At 70.5% G+C, this 19,044-nt stretch carries 17 protein-coding genes; 13 read left to right on the top strand and 4 right to left on the bottom strand.

Annotation, left to right across the window (positions count from 1 at the left end; genetic code table 11):
* The first annotated feature begins 107 nt into the window (after positions 1 to 107).
* The 3 genes from VGJ24_RS09910 (at position 108) to VGJ24_RS09900 (ending at position 2,341) form a co-directional block, all read left to right on the top strand.
* Positions 108 to 1,022, top strand: coding sequence for a HAMP domain-containing sensor histidine kinase (locus VGJ24_RS09910; RefSeq protein ID WP_331500400.1), 915 nt, complete (start codon positions 108 to 110; stop codon positions 1,020 to 1,022).
* Between the two features lie 3 nt (positions 1,023 to 1,025).
* Positions 1,026 to 1,670 carry a response regulator transcription factor gene (locus tag VGJ24_RS09905; protein WP_331500399.1) on the top strand — a complete coding sequence of 215 codons (645 nt, stop codon included), beginning with the start codon at positions 1,026 to 1,028 and terminating at the stop codon, positions 1,668 to 1,670.
* A gap of 83 nt (positions 1,671 to 1,753) precedes the next feature.
* Positions 1,754 to 2,341, top strand: a complete 588-nt coding sequence (locus VGJ24_RS09900) for a response regulator transcription factor (RefSeq protein ID WP_331500398.1) — start codon at positions 1,754 to 1,756, stop codon at positions 2,339 to 2,341.
* Between the two features lie 30 nt (positions 2,342 to 2,371).
* Here the strand turns inward: VGJ24_RS09900 and sat are convergent, their stop codons facing one another.
* From sat to VGJ24_RS09885, 3 genes are read right to left on the bottom strand one after another with little or no spacing between them, the layout of a single operon-like run.
* Positions 2,372 to 3,481: a sulfate adenylyltransferase gene (sat, locus tag VGJ24_RS09895; RefSeq protein WP_331500397.1), complete on the bottom strand. Its 1,110-nt coding sequence runs from the start codon at positions 3,479 to 3,481 to the stop codon at positions 2,372 to 2,374.
* Positions 3,468 to 4,319, bottom strand: coding sequence for a hypothetical protein (locus tag VGJ24_RS09890; protein WP_331500396.1), 852 nt, complete (start codon positions 4,317 to 4,319; stop codon positions 3,468 to 3,470). The genes sat and VGJ24_RS09890 overlap by 14 nt, the downstream gene beginning before the upstream one ends.
* A 10-nt stretch (positions 4,320 to 4,329) precedes the next feature.
* Positions 4,330 to 5,004 (bottom strand): histidine phosphatase family protein, encoded by a 675-nt coding sequence (locus tag VGJ24_RS09885; RefSeq protein WP_331500395.1) that lies wholly within the window; start codon positions 5,002 to 5,004, stop codon positions 4,330 to 4,332.
* Positions 5,005 to 5,272: 268 nt separating this feature from the next.
* Between VGJ24_RS09885 and VGJ24_RS09880 the strand changes: the two genes are divergently transcribed.
* Genes VGJ24_RS09880 through VGJ24_RS09850 form a run of 7 tightly spaced genes read left to right on the top strand, consistent with a single transcriptional unit; the run spans position 5,273 to position 13,613 of the window.
* A complete protein-coding gene (locus VGJ24_RS09880; RefSeq protein ID WP_331500394.1) occupies positions 5,273 to 6,691 on the top strand; it encodes a cation:proton antiporter in 1,419 nt (472 codons plus the stop codon).
* 49 nt (positions 6,692 to 6,740) lie between these two features.
* Positions 6,741 to 7,856: a Gfo/Idh/MocA family oxidoreductase gene (locus VGJ24_RS09875; RefSeq protein ID WP_331500393.1), complete on the top strand. Its 1,116-nt coding sequence runs from the start codon at positions 6,741 to 6,743 to the stop codon at positions 7,854 to 7,856.
* The gene (locus tag VGJ24_RS09870; RefSeq protein ID WP_331500392.1) at positions 7,853 to 8,986 is read left to right on the top strand and encodes a DegT/DnrJ/EryC1/StrS family aminotransferase; all 1,134 of its coding nucleotides are present in this window, start codon (positions 7,853 to 7,855) and stop codon (positions 8,984 to 8,986) included. Before VGJ24_RS09875 ends, VGJ24_RS09870 begins: the two co-directional genes overlap by 4 nt.
* Positions 8,983 to 9,663 carry an acyltransferase gene (locus VGJ24_RS09865; protein ID WP_331500391.1) on the top strand — a complete coding sequence of 227 codons (681 nt, stop codon included), beginning with the start codon at positions 8,983 to 8,985 and terminating at the stop codon, positions 9,661 to 9,663. The genes VGJ24_RS09870 and VGJ24_RS09865 overlap by 4 nt, the downstream gene beginning before the upstream one ends.
* Positions 9,660 to 10,346, top strand: coding sequence for a sugar transferase (locus tag VGJ24_RS09860; protein ID WP_331500390.1), 687 nt, complete (start codon positions 9,660 to 9,662; stop codon positions 10,344 to 10,346). Before VGJ24_RS09865 ends, VGJ24_RS09860 begins: the two co-directional genes overlap by 4 nt.
* 8 nt (positions 10,347 to 10,354) lie before the next feature.
* A complete protein-coding gene (gene murJ, locus VGJ24_RS09855) occupies positions 10,355 to 12,055 on the top strand; it encodes a murein biosynthesis integral membrane protein MurJ (protein WP_331500389.1) in 1,701 nt (566 codons plus the stop codon).
* A 58-nt stretch (positions 12,056 to 12,113) separates the two neighbouring features.
* Positions 12,114 to 13,613, top strand: coding sequence for a hypothetical protein (locus VGJ24_RS09850; protein WP_331500387.1), 1,500 nt, complete (start codon positions 12,114 to 12,116; stop codon positions 13,611 to 13,613).
* 1,332 nt (positions 13,614 to 14,945) lie between these two features.
* On the opposite strand, the gene VGJ24_RS09845 is transcribed toward VGJ24_RS09850, so the two are convergent.
* Positions 14,946 to 16,214 (bottom strand): glycosyltransferase family 4 protein, encoded by a 1,269-nt coding sequence (locus VGJ24_RS09845; RefSeq protein ID WP_331500386.1) that lies wholly within the window; start codon positions 16,212 to 16,214, stop codon positions 14,946 to 14,948.
* Between the two features lie 120 nt (positions 16,215 to 16,334).
* Here VGJ24_RS09845 and VGJ24_RS09840 point away from each other — a divergent pair, with 120 nt between their 5' ends.
* From VGJ24_RS09840 to VGJ24_RS09830, 3 genes are read left to right on the top strand one after another with little or no spacing between them, the layout of a single operon-like run.
* Positions 16,335 to 16,658 carry a cytidine deaminase gene (locus VGJ24_RS09840; protein WP_331500385.1) on the top strand — a complete coding sequence of 108 codons (324 nt, stop codon included), beginning with the start codon at positions 16,335 to 16,337 and terminating at the stop codon, positions 16,656 to 16,658.
* 31 nt (positions 16,659 to 16,689) lie between these two features.
* Positions 16,690 to 17,595, top strand: a complete 906-nt coding sequence (locus VGJ24_RS09835; protein ID WP_331500384.1) for an aldo/keto reductase — start codon at positions 16,690 to 16,692, stop codon at positions 17,593 to 17,595.
* Positions 17,596 to 17,646: 51 nt separating this feature from the next.
* Positions 17,647 to 19,044 (top strand): FAD-binding oxidoreductase, encoded by a 1,398-nt coding sequence (locus VGJ24_RS09830; protein WP_331500383.1) that lies wholly within the window; start codon positions 17,647 to 17,649, stop codon positions 19,042 to 19,044.

Raw genomic sequence — 19,044 nt, 5'->3', positions numbered from 1 at the left:
CGATAGCAGTGGATCGACGACGGGCTATTCCACCCGATTCGGCGTTGCGCGGCCGGGCTCGTCGCTCCTGAGGACTCTCCCGCATCGTGCCAGGTCACGCGGGGTCCATGCCCAAGGGTGGGGCTCGATGGCCTGCCAATCGGCGTACGTTCCATACGCGCATTGCAGGAGCCCGACCGACGTGGCCTGGTCCCCTGGGGCTACGTCAAATACCAGGGTTTACACGCCGGAGGTCCTCGCGTACTTTGCGAATTCCCGGGGGTCTTCGACCACCGGGGGTTCTGGAAGGGCTGGGGGGAAGAACTGGGGGAAGGGGGGACTCGGCTCCCACGCATTATCCGGGGGGAAAAATGCATGGCAATGCCACATGTACTGGCGCGAGCCCAAGGGATCACTACGGAGGAACAGAGCAGACAGCGAGCAAGTCGGATGAACCCGGGGATCCGGCTCTCCTGCAGCTGAGGCACGACCTACGACAACCACTGGCAGCCATCCGGTGGTCGGTCGAGGCGGTGGGCGATGACGACATGCCGGTCCACCTGAGTGCGGCTCTCAACCAGATCGGTCGCCAGGCGCGCTGGATGGAGCGTCTCCTCGCCGAGGTGCTCGACGCGCCCTCCAGGGTGTCCGTGGTCGACCTGGCCGAGGCAGTGGCCGACTACTGCTCCACGGCGCCACCCAGCGCGCCGTACGACATCAGCTTCACTCGGGTCGGTGAGACCCCCGTGCTGGTTGACCCGATCTGGCTGGAGCGGGCGGCCCGCAACCTGATGGACAACGCCGTCAGAGCGGTCGCCGGGGGCGGCCGGATAGAGGTGAACGTGAGTCCGCGGGGCGCGCGTGGGGTTCTCGAGATCGCCGACTCGGGTCCCGGATTCGGTGGACTCTCACCGCGGCACGGCCACGGACTGGTCGGGGTACGCCGCTTCGTGGAACGGTTCGGCGGTGACCTGGTGTGTGGGACCTCCGTGCTCGGAGGGGCGCTGGTTCAGCTCAGCCTGCCTCGCGCGATGGGGTGGTAGGTCGTGCGCATCGTCGTTTGCGATGACGATCGGCTGCTCCTGGAGTCCCTGTCGCGTGCCTTGGAGCACAAAGGCTTCACGGTCCTGGCTGCCACGACGACTCCCAGAGAAGCGGTCGCCGCCGTCCGGCGTTACCGTCCCGACGTACTCCTCATCGACCTGGGGTTCCCGGACGGCGACGGGCTCGACGCCGCGCGTGACGTGAGGCGCGATCATCCCGAGACGCACGTCGTGATCCTCACCGCCTCGGAGGATCCTGCCTCGTTGCTCGAGGCGGACAAGCTCGGTCTCGCCGGATACGTCGGCAAGGACCAACGACTGGACGGGATCGTCGAGGTCCTGCAGCGAGCTGCCCAGGGCAAGGGTCGAGTCGACAAGGCCCTGCTGCGACGGCTCGGTGGCTCGAGCGACCCGGTGTCCGGCGAAGGGTCGGTGCTGGAACGGCTCACGGCGCAGGAGCGAGTCGTCCTCGGTTGCCTCGGAGACGGGCTGTCCACGCCCGAGATCGTGGCTCGCCTGGGAATCAGCCACACCACGGTCCGCAGCCACATCCAGGCCATCTTGGCCAAGCTGGGCGTCCACTCCCGCCTCCAAGCGGTCGCTGTCCTCAGGGACGGCGACGGCGGCCCGCGAGCGGTCGGTCAGTGACCCCGGCGCCGGCGGAGGGCGCTCCCACCCTGCGTCTCGCGCTTCTGCACCCCCAGCGGATCTGGGCGGAGACGCTCGAGTCCATGCTCCGGAGCTGGCCAGGCATCGAGGTCGTGATGACCCATACGACCTACGAGTGGACCCGGGGGGCCGTGGCCCGCGGTGACGTCGACGTGGCGCTGGTCGGGCTGGACGGCAGTGGCGTCCTGCCCCAGCAGCTCGTGGCGCTGCGGGAGGCGTGGCCCGCCCTCGCCCTGGTGGTGATCAGCGACGCGACCGACGCCGGCCTGATCGCTGCCATCATCCGTGCCGGCGTCCGAGGGTGGGTACGACCGTCCGCCAGTATCGGCCATCTGGTACAGACCCTGCGGGGTGCCCGGAACGGCGAGACCTGGCTCCCGCCCGATGTCACGACTGCCCTGCTCGAGCGACTGCTCGACGCCGAGAAGACGAGAGTCGCGTCGCGACGGGCGATCTCGAAGCTCTCCGAGCGCGAGATCGAGATCCTCGACTGTCTGGCCCGGGGCATGACTCGCGAGGAGATCGGCCGGCAGTACCGTCTCTCCCCGCACACGGTGCGCACCCACATCAACCACGTCCTGCGCAAGCTGGAGGTGCACTCGACCCTCGCCGCCGTCTCGTTGGCGAACAAGTCGCGGGCCTCGCTCTAGGATCGCAGCGCGGAGATCCGCCTCGGATCGTCAGTGCGTGGCCATCGCGCCGGGGAACGCTCCGACCAGCTCAGCGACCACGTCGGGTAGGGCCAGCCAGGCGGGAACGTCCTCACCCGCCCTCAGCAGCGCGCGCAGCTGCGTGCCCGAGACCGTCATCGCCACCTCGCCGGAGGGGACCTCGTCACGCGGCAGGTACCCGTGGCCGTCGACGTACACGAGCTCGGGCAGGCAGACCGGGTGGATCCCGAGCTCGGCCTCGTGGGCGCACACGAGGTCCTGCGCGGCGTACTGCGGGTAGAACGGCTCCCCGCGCGAGTCCCTTCCCGGCGACGCCTGGTCGCGTCCCACCACGAAGTGGGTCGCCCCGAAGGTGCGCCTGATCACCGCGTGCCACAGGGCCTCGCGCGGTCCGGCCATGCGCATGGCGAGCGGCAGCAGCGCCAGCATCGACCGGTCCGGCGGGAGCGAGCGCATCACTGCCTGGTACGACCTCGCCCGCGCGGCAGCGGGGACGTCGCCCGGACGGGTCGGGCCGATGACGGGATGCAGGAGCACGGCCGCCTCGCCGTTCTCGAGGGCGCGCATCACCAGGGCGCGATGCGCCCCGTGCATGGGGTTCCGGGTGTTGAACGCGACCACCTCGCGCCACCCGCGCTGCTCGATCTCGCGCCTGACCTGGGCCGGCGTACGCACCAGTGGTGGGACGTCGGGGTGGCGGACGTCTCGCAGCACGTCGAGCCTCCCGGTGACGTACCACGGGTGAGTGGCGGTCTGCAGGTAGGTGACCGAGGGATGTGTCGGGTCCGCGGTGGCGAGCACGGCCTGCGCCTCCGCGAGGCGGTCCGGACGCCAGGCCTCGGAGATCGCCATCACGGCCAGCTCCCGCCGCTCCGCGTCCAGCAGCACGAGCGTGCCGGACCGGGTGGCTGCGGCGAGCGTCTCCTCGGGGATGTCCAGGGTGACGGGCACCGGCCAGAGGGCGCCGCTCTGCAGGCGCATCCGGTCACAGACCGACTCGTAGTCCTTCCGTCCCAAGAACGTCTCCAGCGGGGAGAAGGCACCGGAGGCGATCAGCTCGAGGTCGCACAGCTGCCGCGGGGTGAGCTCCCACGAGGCAGTCCGCTCACGTGACTGCATGCGCGTCCTGCTCGGTGAACCAGCCGTAGGCATCCTCCGCGCGTGCCTTCGCGTGGGTCAGACTCGGCTCGGACCATGCCGCGGCGAGTGCCTCCTTGGCGCGGTCGCGATCGGCCGACGGCATCCAGGTGCGGTTCTCGGCCGTCGTCGGTGGCACCGACTGCAGGTGCGCCTCGGCCTCGTCGAGGGTGACCGTCCCGGACTCGAAACCGAGCAGGACCGGTGACAGCGAGTCGCGTTGGCCGACGAGCAGCCGGCATGACGAGAGCTGCTCCTCGCTGTCGTCGAACACGCCGTACGACGTGCCGTACTTCTCGTTCATCCTCCTGACGACGCTCCCGAAGTCGTGGATCACCTGCTCGAAGTCGGCCACCACGAACGCGTCACGCCGGTGCGCCAAGGACTCGTGGAACCGGCTGTAGGCCCACAGCGCGTCCAGGAGGTCGACCCCGGGCTCCCGGACCACCTGCGAGAGCACGGCTCCCCGAGGCTCCCTGATCACCATGATGGTCGGGAGTCCGCGCGCGGCGGCCCGCATCAGCTGGGCAGGGGCATGCAGGTGATGGGCGACGCGCACTGGTCGAGGTTGCGCGATCTGGAACGCGTAGACCGCGAACGTGCTCGCCGACCGGGTGTACCCGTCGATCACGACTTCGGTGTCCCGGTCGAGGACCCAGGGGCTGGGCCCGGGATACTTGCGGCGCGCGAACGGCAGGTAGAACCACGGATGCTCGGTCGCGATTGTGCGCAACCGAAGGCGGGCTCGCCTGGCGCCACTCGGGGGGCCGGCGTTACCACCGCCGTGCCACAGCAGCCTGGCGTGTTCGACGGTGCTCATCGGGCCCCCGTCAGTCGACGTCGGTGCCCTCGGGCAGGGCATTCACGCAGATCTGGCCCTCCCGGACGGTGACGCTCGTCAGCGAGCCTCGGCCCACCGGGATCCGCCAGCTCTCGCCACCTCCACCGTTCAGCCCGAGCACGAGGAGCCGGATCATCACGGCGTGCGTGACGGCGGCGACGATCTCGCCGGGGTGTCGGACTCCGATCAGCTCGACCGCCTGGGTGATCCGGGCCTGAGCGTCCATCAGTCGCTCGCCGGCGGGGCAGACGGCGATCTCCGGGGACGAGCGGTAGGCCGCGAAGGCCCGCGGGTCGTGCCGCTCGGCCTCCTCGGCGGTCAACCCTTCCCACGCGCCGTAGTCGACGTTGTTCAGACCGTGCAGGATTCGCAGATCCGGCACCAGCGCCTCGTCGGCGATGATCTGTCCCGTCGCGATGGTGCGGCGGAGCGGCCCGGTGTAGACGGCGGAGAGGCCGCACGGAGACAGCAGCCGAGCGGCGTCGACGGCGTCCTGGTAGCCCTGGGCGTCGAGTGGTACGTCGCGACGTCCTCGGTAGCGGTTCTGCACGTTGAGCGTGGTGGTGCCGTGCCTGACGAGGAACAGCTGACAGGTGCCCTGGATGGGGCGGGCGCCGAGCGGGAGGCGTTCGACCTCGAGCTCGGTCTTCTCCGCGAGGGTCATCGATCCGCGTCCTTCCTTGCCGTTGTGCTGCCAAAGAGATTCACCGTCCAGCCGGGGCCCTGGGGGATGGAGCCCCCGGCTGGGCCGGCTGCCGACCAGTAGAAGGCGGGGCGGCCCAGGTGCGCGTGGTCCAAAGTGCGTACGGCCTCTCATCATTTCTTCACTCGTGCCCGCTTCGAGATGCTGCTCATACTGAGCCCGCGCCGCTCGACCGGTGGCGACCCGACACCAGCGTCGGCCGCGCGGCGCTCGGAGCGGAAGGTGCTCGATGACCCTGGCCGGTGCCGATGTACTCCGCCTGCTCATGTCTCTCGGGCTGCTCGTCATCGCGGCGCACGCGGTCGGTCACGCCTTCACGCTGATCCGTCAGCCTCGTGTGATCGGGGAGATCGTGGGGGGTCTGCTCCTGGGCCCGACGGTCCTCGGCATGGTGTTGCCGTCGTGGCACGACGCGTTGTTCCCCGAGTCGGGTGCCAGCGCGGCGGTCCTGGGGTGGTCCTACCAGCTCGGGCTCCTGCTCCTGATGTTCTGCTCGGGCGCGGAGATGCGCACGGCGTTCCGGCCGGACGAGGCGCGGGTGGTGGGGCTGGTGACGGTCCTCGGCGTCACGGTGCCCTTCCTGGCCGGCCTGGTCGTGTTCATCACCCTCGACCCGACGGGGCTCGCCGGCCCGTCCGGTAGCAAGACCGCCCTGATGTTGGTGTTCGGCCTCGCGGTCGCGGTGACGAGCATCCCCGTGATCTCGCGCATCATGGTCGACCTCGGCATCATCGACACCTCGTTCGCGCGGGTCGTGCTCGGGGTCGCGGTCCTGGAGGACCTCGTCGTGTACGTCGTACTGGCGCTCGCCCTGGGCATGGTCTCCGCACCCGAGGCGACCGCGTTCGGGCTGCCCGCGGTCCTGGGGCTCGAGCCCGGGAGCGGTCTCGAGATGGTCACCCACACCGCGACCACGGGGGCCTTCATGGCGGCGATGGGGCTGGGCGGCCCCATCGTCTTCCGCTGGCTGCGCACCTCGCGATGGAACCTGGTCTCCACGAGCAGCCCCATCGCCTTCCACCTGGTGTTCCTCTTCGGCGGGACGATCGCGGCCCTGTGGCTCGGCATCACCCCGATCTTCGGTGCCTTCATGGCGGGCATCGCCACCAGCTCGGCCTCCGATGCGGAGTCGATCCAGGCCCGTGCGTCGGTCAAGGCGTTCTCGTTCGCCTACTTCGTGCCCGTCTACTTCGCCATCGTGGGCGTGCAGCTGGACCTGGTTCACAGCTTCCGGCCGTGGTTCTTCTGCTGGTTCCTGGTGTTCGCGTGCGCCGTCAAGAGCGCCAGTGCGTACGCGGGCGCGCGGCTGGCCGGAGAACCGCGCCACAGCTCACGGAACATCGCACTGGCGACCAACGCCCGGGGTGGGCCCGGGATCGTGCTGGCGTCCGTGGCGTTCGGGGCCGGCATCGTGAGCGAGCAGTTCTACACCTCGCTGGTGCTGCTCGCGATCGTGACCTCGATGATCACCGGCACCTGGCTGGGGCGCATCGCGCGGTCCGGCAAGGCGCTCCGCGACGAGCCGCTCGCCCCGAGCGCTGACCCGGCACCGTTGCACGTGGGTCGGCGCGTGCCCCTCCGCCGCCGGGCCCATGCATTCGGCGTACACCGGTCGGACACTTTTGGTGAGGCGTCCGGACGCAGATGACCGTGAAGTGGTGTTCGGGGCGGGTCATGCCCCGCGAGGGGGGATCCGGATGAACAGCGCACAGGGCGGTACGGAGACGACCGGCAGGCTCAGGGTCGGCGTCGCCGGCATCGGCTACTGGGGCTCCAAGCACGTACGGACCATGCGATCGCTCGACTCGGTGAGCCAGGTGGTCGTGATCGATCCGAGCGAGGAGCGGGTCGCCAAGCTGCGACACTCGTTCCCGGAGGTGGACAGCTACCCCGACCTCGAGTCGGCTCTGCCCGCGATCGACGCCCTGGTCGTGGCGACGCCGCCCAGCACGCACGCACCTCTCGCATGTGCCGCGATGGAAGCCGGGAAGCACGTGCTGGTCGAGAAGCCCTTCGCCACCGAGCTCCGTGACGCCCACCGCATGGTGCGGACGGCGGGTGAGGGCGGTGTGGTCCTGATGGTCGGGCACACGTTCGAGTACCACTCGGCCGTGTGGGCCCTCCGCGAGATGGTCGCGCGCGGTGACCTGGGCGACCTGTACTACCTGGACACCTCGCGGCTCAACCTCGGTCTCTACCAGCAGGACGTGAACGTACTGTTCGACCTCGCGCCGCACGACATCTCGATCCTGAACTACGTGCTGGGCAGCACCCCGACGAGCGTCGAGTGCTGGGGGTCCAGGCATGCGCACCGCCGGCTCGAGGACATCGCCTACCTGCGCGTGTGCTACGACGAGCCGCATGTCGAGGCCAACGTCCATGTGAGCTGGCTCGACCCGTGCAAGGTCCGCCGCATGACGGTCGTCGGAAGCTCCAAGATGGTCGTCTTCGACGACCTCGAAGGCGAGGAGCGGATCCGCGTCCACAACAAGGGCGTGAGCGAGCGCGACGACTCGGCCGACCTGACCATGCCCCCGATGTCCTACCGGTACGGCGAGGTGGTCGCTCCCTACCTGGCCTTCAACGAGCCGCTCCTGCTGGAGGACGAGCACTTTGTCGACTGTGTCCTGACCGGCATGCGTCCCCTCACCGATGGGGCGAACGGTCTCGCCGTGGTGGAGGTGCTCGAGGCGGCCCAGCTGTCGATGAAGGAGCACCGCGAGGTCTTCATCGAGGAGGTCAGGCGAAGCCTGCGCGTCGACGACGAAGGTCTGCTCGGCACGGCCGCGCTGGTTCGGCGGGAGGCGGTGTGACCGCGCTCGACGTCCGGTCGGGTGTGCCGTTCCTCGACCTGCGTCCGATGACCGAGGCGGTCACCGAGGAGGTGACCGCAGGTTGGGGCGCCCTGTTGGAGTCCGGCGCCTTCATCGGTGGCGAGACCGTCGTCCGCTTCGAACAGGAGCTGGCCGCATTCTGCGGCACGTCGTACGCCGTCGGCGTGGCCAACGGCACCGATGCCCTGCACCTGACGCTCCGCGCCCTGGGGATCGGCCCGGGGGACTCCGTCATCGTGCCGGCGAACACGTTCGTCGCCACGGTCGAAGCGGTGGTGCTGTCCGGAGCGGAACCGCGGTTCGCCGACGTCGACCCGGACACCCTTCTCCTCACCGTCGACTCGATCGTCGCGGCCAGGGTGGAGACGACCAAGGCCGTGATCGCGGTGCACCTGTACGGACAGATGCCGAACATGCGAGCGATCTCGGAGTACGCCGAGAGCCACGGGCTCCTGCTCATCGAGGACGCCGCCCAGGCGCAGGGTGCGACGTACGGCGTGCGGCGTGCGGGGGCGCACGGGGTGGCCGGCTGCTTCAGCTTCTACCCCGGGAAGAACCTGGGCGCCTTCGGTGACGCCGGGGCCGTGGTGACCTCCGATCCTGTGCTCGACGACCGACTCCGCTCACTGCGCGATCACGGCCGGGCTCCGGGCACACACCACGACCACATCGTGGTGGGCACGAACAGCCGGTTGGACGCCGTGCAGGCGGTCGTCCTGAGTGCCAAGCTCCGGCACCTCGCGGAGTGGAACCGGGCCCGCCGTCACCTCATGGAGCTCTATCGCGAGCTGTTGGACCCCGATCGCGTGACACCGGTGGCCGACCAGGCCGGTGGGCACGGCGTCTACCACCTGGCCGTCGTCCGGGTCGCCGACCGTGCGGGGGTGCGCCGGAGTCTGGAAGACCACGGCATCTCGACCGGGATCCACTATCCGGTGCCCTGCCACCTGATGGAGCCGTACCGCCGTTACGCCGACGGCGCCCTGCCGGTCGCGGAGCGGGCCGGTGGCGAGGTGCTCTCCCTCCCGATGTACCCGCATCTGTCGCTCGACGACGCCAGGCGGGTTGCGGAGACCGTCAACGAGGTGGCCCCCAGGCGGCACCGGTGACCGGCGGCGTGCGTTCGGTACGACGCGCGCAGGCGGAGGTCCTGGATCAGCCCGTGGATGCCGACCCCGATGTCCTGATCGCCTACCCGAGCTCTCGAGGCGTCGCGACCGACTTCCTGCTCGGCCCCGGTGCCGTGCTGCGCAGCGGGACCGTGCTGTACGCGGGCAGTCGCTTCGGGGCCCGGTTGCAGACCGGCCACCACGTAATCGTGCGTGAGGAGTGCCAGCTCGGGGACGACGTCTCGATCTGGAGCAACACGGTGGTCGACTACGGCTGCCGGATCGGCGACCGCGTCAAGATCCACAGCAACTGCTACATCGCCCAGTACACCGAGATCCTGGACGACGCGTTCCTCGCGCCGGGCGTCACGGTGGCCAACGATCTCTACCCCGGTCAGGCGGAGTCCGCGCGGCTGATGTCGGGACCGCTGGTGGGTGCCAAGGCCCAGATCGGGGTGAACGTCACCTTGTTGCCGTTCGTACGGATCGGAGACGGGTGCCTGGTGGGCGCCGGCTCCGTGGTGACCCACGATCTGCCGCCCGACACCGTCGCCTTCGGCAACCCTGCCCGGGTGCGGGGCCGCGTCGCCGACCTGCTCGCCATCGACGAGAGAGTCGTGCCGGACCCGACCTCCACCGCCCGCCTGCGCGCCGGTGGGAGGCAGGTGGAGCCATGACGTCATGGCAACGCGGGCACGTCATCGCGGAACGGCGCTCCCGTCGGCCGGTCCGCGTGGCCGCACGGCGTTACGAGCTCGGCAAGCGCGCCCTGGACGTCTCCTTGGCGACCGTCCTCCTCGTGGTCGCGTCGCCGATCCTGCTCATCGTGGCCGTACTCGTCGGCGTCACGAGCCGTGGGCCGGTCCTGTTCCGCCAGACCCGGGTAGGTCGGGCGGGCGCGCCCTTCCGGATGTTGAAGTTCCGCACGATGCGCCACGGCTGCGACGACGAGGCGCACCGCGACTACGTCCGCCGCCTTCTCGCGGAGGAGGTCGAGGCGAAGGACGGGCTCTACAAGCTGCTGGACGACCCGCGCATCACCCGCGTCGGGGCGGTCCTCCGGAGACTCAGCATCGACGAGATGCCACAGCTCCTGAACGTGCTGAAGGGCGACATGACGCTGGTGGGCCCCCGCCCGGCGATGCCGTTCGAGGCCGAGCTCTTCCCGGACTGGGCGACGCCGCGCTACCAGGTGGCACCGGGAGTGACGGGCCTGTGGCAGGTGAGCGGGCGCAACCGACTGACGATGCTGCAGGGCCTCAAGCTGGACGTGGCGTACGTCGAGCAGCGCAGCTTCGTGGTGGATCTGATCATCCTGCTCCGGACGGTCCCCGCCGTCCTCGGCCGGGGTGCGCGCTGATGTGGCGGGTGAGAAGCCCTGCCGACGGTGCGGTCTCGGCAGGCACCGAGACGCACCTGGACCCGACCGTCACGCGAGCCCCCTTGGACGCCGAGGACACGACCAGTCGGGACTCGGTGCTGGTCTCCGGGGGAACGGCGATCGCGCGGCTCACCGGAGTCGCGAGGGTGGTGATCATCGGCGCGGTGCTCGGCCCCACCACCTTCGGGAACGCCTTCCAGATCACCAACTCCTTGCCGAACCTGATCTACTACGGCTTCCTCGCGGGCTCACTGGTCTCGACGCTGCTGGTACCGGTCCTCGTCAGGCACCTGGTGGCCGGCGACGCGGCCACGGTGCCCACCGTCGCGCGCGGCTTTCTCGGGCTGGCCCTGGCCGGCACCGCCGCCACGCTGCCGGTCATGGTGCTGGGACTGCCGTGGCTGTTGCATCTCGCGTCCTCCGGCACACCCGTCCCCACAGCGGACGAGCAGGTGAGGCTGGTCACGGTGCTGGCGATGCTGACCGCCCCGCAGGTCATCCTCTACGCCGTCGCCGGCACCGGCGCGGCCGTCATGTACGCCCATCGACGCTTCGCGCTCCCGGCGTGCGCACCGGCACTGGAGAACATCGGCCTGATCATCGTCCTCGGCGTCTGCGCCGCGACGTACGGGGTCCGGTCGGAGGGAGAGACGGTCCCGCTCGGCGAGCTCCTGCTCCTCGGCCTCGGCGCGACGGCGGCGGTCGGCCTGCACGCCGGCGTTCAATGGTGGGGCGCCTACCGGTGCGGGGTCACCCTGAAGCCCGCACTCGGCTGGGCCGTGCCGGAGGTCCGAGCCATCGTCGCGCGAGCCGTGCGATCGATGACTCAGGCCGGCCTGCTCGCCGCGCAGACCGTGGCGATGCTCGTGGTCATGGCGCGCGTCCCGGGCGGGGTCGTCGCGCTGCAGATCGCCCTGAACTTCTACTTCCTGCCGTTGGCCCTGGTGGCGACCCCTGTCGGCCTGGCGGTGCTGCCTCGTCTCGCCCGCCTGTACCACCGGGGCGAGCTCGCCACCTTCTGGGACGCCTACGCCCGGGGCGTGATGCTCGCCCTGTTCCTGGTCGTGCCGGCGTCGGCCGGGTACGTCGCTGTCGCGCAGCCGATCGCGCGGGTCGTCGGTGTCGGTCAGATGGCCACGCCGCACGGCTATGACCTGATCGCCCAGGCCCTCGCCATGCTCTCGCTGGGACTGGCCGGAGCGGCGGTCTTCTTCATCTCCACCCAGGCCTCCTATGCGCGTGACGACGCCCGCCGACCGCTTCGGTCCATGGCCGTACAGACCGTCGTCTGCCTGCTCCTGATCGGGCTCGCGGTGGCCTTCACGTCCGATGCGACGCTGGTCAGGGCGGTTGCCGCGGCGTACGCGGTGGGCTGTCTGGTCGGCGCGATGCACCTGTTCGCGACCGTGACGGCGGGGGCGCGCACAGCGGCACGATCCTGTCTACGCGCAGCGGGGCGGGTCCTGATCGGGACGGTCGCGATGCTGCCGGCGCTCATCGCCGTCGTGCTCACGGTTCCACACCTCGTGCCGGGCCGGCCCGGCTCACTGCTCGCCGTGGTCGGGGGCACGCTCAGCGGTGCACTGGTCTTCGGCGGTGTCCAGGCCCTCTTCCGGGCGCCCGAGCTCTCCTGGCTCAGGTCGGCCTTCCGTAGCCGTGATGCGGCGATGGGGGTCGGTGCCTCGTGATCACCTCCGAGCACCGCTTCGACAGCCACCGCTCAGGCTCGCACCGGGGACCCGCGGCATGAGCGCCACGCTGGCGGTCTCCCGCCGTAGTCGCCGCCCCGTGGTGGAGCTGACGATGGGTGCCGCGATCGTGATGGCGACGGTGGCGGTCGCCGCGGTCCTCGGCGTCGTGGTCGTGGTGGCTCCGCCCGCAACGATCCCAGCCCTGGTCCTCCTCCTCGTCGTGGCCGTCCTGGTGTGGAGGACGCCGGCATTCGCAGCGGTCGCAGTCATCGCCATCACGCCGCTCGTCGCGGGCATCGACCGCGGTCGCCTGATCCCCGGGTTGCGACCGAACGAGGCGTTGGTGGGCCTGATGGCAGGGATCCTGGTGCTCCGCGCGGTCCTCCGTCTGCCGGGCGGCTGGCGACCCCAGATCCGTCTCAGTCGGCTCGAGACCACCCTCGTGCTGATGGCTGTCTCCAACTCGGTGGTTCCCGTCTTCTTCATGCTGCTCCGGGGCCGGACGGTCGGAGCCGACGACATCAGCTACGCCCTGGTGCTCTGGAAGTTCCTCGCCGGGTACCTCCTCGTGCGACTGACGGTGCGGACCGAGCGTGAGATCGGCTGGTGTCTGTGGGCATCCCTGCTGGCCGCCGCCGTCGTGGGCATCGTCGGGTTCCTGCAAGCCCTGGACCTGTTCGGTGTCCGAGGGCTGCTGCTGACGTACTGGGTGCCGTTCGGACACGACGGCGCGCTGGCACAGCCACGAGGTGGTTCCACACTCGCGCTCCCGGCGGCCACCGCCGACCTGATGATCCTGAACCTCGCCATCGCGGCAGGCCTGTGGTGGAAGGACCGCCGTCGCAGTGCACCGAGCCGGTCCCTGCTCGGTGCCCTGCTCGTTTCCATCGCCATGGTCTGCATCCTGGGCGTCCTGGCTGCCGCCGAGTTCTCGAGCGCGCTCGGCCTGGTCATCGCGACCGTCTGCATCGCCATGGCGCTCGGCCGGCTCGACCTCCTGCGGTACGCCCCGGTGGCGCTGGGCTCGGCCGCGTTGGTCGTCTGGCCGGTCATCGCGCACCGGCTGGCCGGGTTCCAGGGACCGACGGGACTTCCGATCAGCTGGACGACGCGGCTGGCCAACCTGGAGACGTACTTCTGGCCGCAGCTCTTCTCCGGATGGAACCCGATCCTCGGCGTGCGACCGTCCGCACGGGTCGCGGTTGCCTACCAGGGCACCGGTTTCGTGTGGATCGAGAGTGGCTACACCTGGCTGCTCTGGGGCGGCGGGGCAGCGCTCCTCGCGGCGTACCTGTGGTTCGTGCGCGTCGCCGGCCGGATCACGTGGAATGCCTGCCGGCCCTTGACGACGAACCGGTCCGTGGCGGCACTCGCCGCGTTCGCGGGTGTGGTGGTCACGACGGTCCTGATGGTCTTCGACCCCCACATCACCTACCGCGGGAGCGCCGACCTGCTGTTCGCCCTGTTGGCGATCGTGGCCGGCACGGTCTCCGCGGACGGCGCCGCCATGGCGCTTTCAACCCAACCACTCCCAGCGACAGGACACCGAAGATGAAGCTCACCGGCCCGACCGACAAGGCTCGGGGCCTCCTGCGGACGTATCTGTGGTTGGTCGTCCTGGCGGCCTGTGCAGGAGTCGGTGCTGCCTTCGTGACAGCGGCGGCCGCGCCCCTGACCTACACCGCGACCGCCGAGGTCGTGGTGTCGCCCACCCAGACGGACGGCAACCCGCTCGCGCCGGACATGGGAACCGAACGAGCGATCGCCCAGTCCGGGGTGGTCGTGCGCGACGGAGCATCGATCCTGGGGCTCGACCCGGCGACGGTGCGGGAGGGCCTGTCCGTCACGGTCGTCCCGCAGTCCTGGGTGCTCCACATCTCCTACCACGCGGACACCGCCGAGACCGCCTACCGGGGTGCCAGCGCGCTCGCGACGTCGTACGTCGACTACCGCAACCACCGGGGGACCACCAGCGCAGCGACGCTGGTGACGGCACCTTCGCTGCCCGCCGCAGGGTCGCGGGGAAGCCTGCCGATCTTCCTCGCTCTCGGCCTCGTGGCGGGGCTGGCCGTGGGAGTTGCTGCGGCGTGGCTGTGGGACCGCGTCTCGGATCGGGTCCGCTCCGGGCCGGAGCTCCGGGACCTGTCAGGGCTCCCGGTCCTCACCCACCTGCGCCGTTGGGACAGCAAGCGCAGCGCACTGCCTCCCGACGGCCCGGCCCGGGAGTCCTTCGCGTTCGTGGCCGCGCGGCTGGCGTCGATGAGTGGGCACGACGACGGCAAGACGCTCGTCTTCACCAGCCCCCGGTCCGGCGCAGGTACGACGAGCCTCGCCTGCGGCACCGCGATCGCGCTCGCCGCCCAGGGCAAGCGGGTGATGCTGATCGGAGCGAGCCCGGACGGCGTACGCCCCGAGCAGGTCCTCGGCGTTCGGACGAGACCGAGCAGGCTCGCATCCCGTGGAAACGGCCGGGAGACGCCGCGGTACCCGACCGGCGTCCGCAATCTCAGCCTGGTCCACGCCGGCGATGCCACCGGAGGATCGGGCATCGAGCTCGAGGAGCTGCGCCTCGCTCTGGACCGGCTCGACACGCGGGCGTTCGTCGTCATCGACGCGCCGCCGGTGCTGACCTCGGCGGACGCCCTATTGCTCGCGGACATCGCGGACCTCGTCGTGCTCGTCGGTGACCTCCGGTCCGGCACCCGCGCGGACGTCCGCGAGACGCTGGCGATGCTCCACGACGTCCGGCCCAGCCTGGCCGGGTGGGTGACGAACGTGCCTCGCCGGGGCCGAGGGCGGCAACGTCAGGAGCGTTCCGGTGCCGGCTCCGGACCGCCGGGACTCCCGACCTCGGTGCCGAGGGAGTCTGACGGCGAGGCCGTGTCGCTCAGGCCTGCGGCGGGCGGGGAGCCCGACAGAATCGGCCACGACCGCGGGCGCGCTGCGGCGGTGTCGAAGAAGGGCCAACGATGGCCAGGTAAGAAGCCTCCTGACGTTCCCAGGCCAGCGACTTCTCCACGCGATGGCGTCCGGCCCGTCCGAGCACCGTACGCCGCGGCACGTCGTCGATGAGCTCGATCAACGACCGGGCCAGGGCGTCGACGTCACCCGGTGGGGCGAGGACCGCCGCGTCGCCGGCGAGTCGCCTGGTCTCGGGGAGGTCGAACGCCGCGAACGCGAGACCGAAGGACATGTACTCCAGGGCCTTGACCGGCGTGACCTCGTGCTGCAACGAGGTGTCGATGCCCGCGTCGGCACGGGCCAGGTAGCCGAACACGGTCTCCTCGGGCACCCACCCCGTGAACGTGACCGAGGCGTCGAGCCCCCGGCGTCGTACCAGAGCCCGAAGGTCCTCCAAGCACTCGCCGTCCCCGATGAGCACGAACCGTACGGCGCGGCGCTCGCCCGCGTTGATCACCCGCTCGGCCGCCTCGACCACCAGCTCCACCCTGTCCTGCACACCCATCTTCCCGACCCACACCACGAGTGGACCGCCTGCGGCGCGCACCTCGGGCGACGGTCGGACCGCGTCGACCCGGGCGAGCACCGGCCCGTTCCACACGACCGAGACCCTGCCCTGCCCACCGGCCGCCTCCAGTCGCCGGCGGAGGTGCTCGTTCACGGTGATGGTGTGGTCGACGGCTCGTTGGGTTCGCCGCTCGAGCAGGTGCAGGAAGTCGACGGCGCGGCCGGGGGCACCGGGATAGCGCGCCACGAGCAGCTCGGGCATGAGGTCGCGCTGGTCGACGACCACGCGGGTTCCGGTCCGGCGCAGCAACCCCGCGATCGGGAAGTAGATGTCGGGAGGTTGGCAGAGCTGCACCACATCGACCCGGCGCCGCAGTCGTACGGCCAGGAGCAGCAGTGACACTGCCGTGCCGGACCACGCGTACTCGACCACGTGACCGATCGGCCCGCGAAGCTCCGGCGCTGCGACGTACTCCAGGAGACGGACGCCCTGCCGCGCTCGGTACGCCGCGTTGACGTCGTCCCGGGGGCTGATCACGGTCACCCGGCAGCCTCGAGCCAGCAGGGTGTCGACCTGCTTGCGGAGCCGGTGGTCGGCCCCCATGGGGAGGTTCTCGACGACCAGGACGACGTGCCAGTCCTCGGTCCGGCCGCCGCGGGCCGGGAGCGGGACGCTCCGTCGCCTCATGGACCTTTACCGACCTCTCCGCGGGCCTTGCGAACGTGTCGCCAACGTAGACGGAGACGCGGACGAGGGCCAGCGTGCCGGCCGGCGGCGGCTCGAGCAGGCCTCGGTAGGTTCGACCACATGAGTGAACTGTCCGCCGAGGACCAGAAGCTGGTGACGCTTGCCCGGGCGACGATGACCCGGACCGGTGCTCCCGAGGGGGCGGCGGTCCGCGATCTCGACGGCAGGACGTACGCCGCGGCGGCCGTGGCGCTGGACAGCCTCACCCTGACCGCGCTCGAGGTGTGTGTCGCGATGGCGGTCTCGTCGGGCTCGAAGGGACTGGAAGCGGTGGTCAGACTCGGGGACGACGACGAGCCCGACCTCCGCGCTGTCCACGACTTCGCCGGTGCCGATGTCGTGGTCCATCTGGGCGACGCGCGGGGACAGCTCCACCACGCCTGACGGCTTGCCCCGCCGCACTAGGTTTGACCGGATGATGATGATCTCGGGGACGACGACAGCAGCCGCAGCGGGCACCTGGACACTCGGCAACCGGACGGTCAACCGGCTCGGGTTCGGCGCGATGCGTCTGTCCGGCACCGGCGGGATGGGGCGCGGCGACGACCGCGACCCCGACGCGTCCGCCGCCGTCGTACGACGAGCCGTCGAGCTCGGCGTCAACCACGTCGACACCGCAGGCTTCTACTTCTCCGCCTCCGGTCGCGCCAACGAGATCATCCGCTCGGCGCTCTCGCCGTACCCCGACGGCGTCACGATCGTCACCAAGGTCGGACCCGGGCGAGACCTGGTCACCGGTGACTGGGGCGACTGGCTGGCGCCCGACCGGCTGCGCGCACACGTCGAGCACAACCTGGAGACCCTCGGCCTCGACCGGATCCACGTCGTGAACTACCGGAGCAACGGGCGCGACGACGTGCCCGCCGCGGTCGCCGCCCTCGCGGCGCTCCGCGACGAGGGACTGCTCGGCCACGTCGGCCTGTCCAACGTCGGCGTCGACGTCCTCGAGAGTGCCCGTCGGGTGACCGACATCGTGTGCGTGCAGAACCGACACGCACCGGGCTACGAGCGCTCGGACTCGAGCGACCTGCTCGCGGTCTGCGGTGAGCACGGCATCGCGTTCGTCCCCTTCTTCACGATTGCGGGGCAGTCCCGGGAGGGCACCGCGGCGGAGCCGTACGACGCCGTCCGGGCCGTGGCGGCCGCACACGACGCGACTCCGGCCCAGGTGCGCATCGCCTGGACCCTGTCCCTCGGCGAGCACGTGCTCGCGATCCCCGGCACGGGCGACGTCGGGCACCTCGAGCAGAACGTCGCGGCCGCTGCCCTGCGGCTCACCGAGGACGACCTGGCCGCGCTCGCGACCCTGCCCTCCGAGTGACCAACCGGACCCCTCCTCCGTTCCCGGCCGAGTCGGAGTAAGTTTTCGCCCGTGCTCACCGGACAGGCAGCCCACGAGGCCGCGGTCGCGCGCCTGAGGGCGTCGTACGACGCGATCCCGGCCGGCCAGTCCGTGCGCCTGGCCAAGAAGACCTCCAACCTCTTCCGACCGCGTGCCACGAGCGACGTCCCCGGGCTCGACGTCTCCGGCCTCGCGGGCGTGATCTCGATCGACCGCGACGCACAGACCGCCGACGTGCAGGGCATGTGCACCTACGAGGCCCTCGTCGACGCGACGCTGCCGCACGGACTCATCCCGTACGTCGTGCCGCAGCTGCGCACGATCACCCTCGGTGGTGCGGTCAGCGGTCTCGGCATCGAGTCGACCAGCTTCCGCAGCGGCCTGCCGCACGAGTCGGTGACCGAGATGGACATCTTCACCGGGGCCGGCGAGGTCGTCACCACCACCCCAGGCGCGTCCTTGTTCGACACGTTCCCGAACTCCTACGGCTCGCTCGGCTACGCCACGCGACTGCGGATCAAGCTGGAGAAGGTGCCGTCGTACGTCAGCCTCCGGCACGTCCGCTTCGACGATGCGGGGCTGCTCTCGAAGACGATCGCGCAGATCATGGAGACCAAGGAGTACGACGGGGTCCGCGTCGACGGCCTGGACGGCACCGTGTTCCAGCCCGGGGAGTACTACCTGACCCTCGCCGAGTGGACGGACACGCCGGCCGTGGTCTCGACGGGCTCCACCGACCTGCAGACACCCAGCGACTACACCGGGCAGCAGATCTACTACCGCTCGATCCAGGAGCTCTCCACGTCGGGGGTCGGGCACGACCTGCTCACGATGTACGACTACCTGTGGCGCTGGGACACCGACTGGTTCTGGTGCTCGCGCGCGTTCGGCGCCCAGCACCCGGTCGCTCGCCGGCTCTGGCCGCGTCGCTACAAGCGCTCCGACGTCTACTACCGGATGGTCGCGCTCGACCACCGCCTCCACGTCGGCGCCTGGCTCGACCGCCGCAAGGGAAATCCTGAGGGCGAGCGGGTCGTGCAGGACGTCGAGATCCCGGTCGAGCGGCTCGGGGAGTTCCTCGACTGGTTCGACGCCGAGGTCGGCATGCGGCCGGTGTGGCTGTGCCCGCTCTTCGCGGGCAGGAAGTGGCCGTCGTACCCCCTGCGGCCGCACGAGACCTACGTCAACGTCGGCTTCTGGGGCAACGTCGGCGTCGGCCCCGAGGCGCCGAACCGTCCGCGCAACCGCGCGATCGAGGCGAAGGTGCACGAGCTCGACGGGCACAAGTCGCTCTACTCCGAGGCCTTCTACGACCGGGAGACGTTCGATCAGCTGTACGACGGCGCCAACCTGGCGCGCGTGAAGGACCGGTACGACCCCGACCACCGGCTGACCAGCCTCTACGACAAGGCGGTGAAGAGACGATGA

The sequence above is a fragment of the Nocardioides sp. genome (assembly GCF_036493135.1).
GTDB lineage: Bacteria > Actinomycetota > Actinomycetes > Propionibacteriales > Nocardioidaceae > Nocardioides.
Note: the sequence above shows the minus strand (reverse complement) of the source record. Positions and strands in the feature narration are given on the sequence as shown.

Excerpts from the sequence above, each read along its gene's own strand:
- VGJ24_RS09910 (WP_331500400.1), top strand. The coding sequence starts at position 108 with ATGCCCAAGGGTGGGGCTCGATGGCCTGCCAATCGGCGTACGTTCCAT.
- VGJ24_RS09900 (WP_331500398.1), top strand. The coding sequence starts at position 1,754 with ATGCTCCGGAGCTGGCCAGGCATCGAGGTCGTGATGACCCATACGACC.
- sat (WP_331500397.1), bottom strand. The coding sequence starts at position 3,481 with ATGCAGTCACGTGAGCGGACTGCCTCGTGGGAGCTCACCCCGCGGCAG.
- VGJ24_RS09890 (WP_331500396.1), bottom strand. The coding sequence starts at position 4,319 with ATGAGCACCGTCGAACACGCCAGGCTGCTGTGGCACGGCGGTGGTAAC.
- VGJ24_RS09885 (WP_331500395.1), bottom strand. The coding sequence starts at position 5,004 with ATGACCCTCGCGGAGAAGACCGAGCTCGAGGTCGAACGCCTCCCGCTC.
- VGJ24_RS09880 (WP_331500394.1), top strand. The coding sequence starts at position 5,273 with ATGACCCTGGCCGGTGCCGATGTACTCCGCCTGCTCATGTCTCTCGGG.
- VGJ24_RS09875 (WP_331500393.1), top strand. The coding sequence starts at position 6,741 with ATGAACAGCGCACAGGGCGGTACGGAGACGACCGGCAGGCTCAGGGTC.
- VGJ24_RS09860 (WP_331500390.1), top strand. The coding sequence starts at position 9,660 with ATGACGTCATGGCAACGCGGGCACGTCATCGCGGAACGGCGCTCCCGT.
- VGJ24_RS09850 (WP_331500387.1), top strand. The coding sequence starts at position 12,114 with ATGAGCGCCACGCTGGCGGTCTCCCGCCGTAGTCGCCGCCCCGTGGTG.
- VGJ24_RS09845 (WP_331500386.1), bottom strand. The coding sequence starts at position 16,214 with ATGAGGCGACGGAGCGTCCCGCTCCCGGCCCGCGGCGGCCGGACCGAG.
- VGJ24_RS09840 (WP_331500385.1), top strand. The coding sequence starts at position 16,335 with ATGAGTGAACTGTCCGCCGAGGACCAGAAGCTGGTGACGCTTGCCCGG.
- VGJ24_RS09835 (WP_331500384.1), top strand. The coding sequence starts at position 16,690 with ATGATGATGATCTCGGGGACGACGACAGCAGCCGCAGCGGGCACCTGG.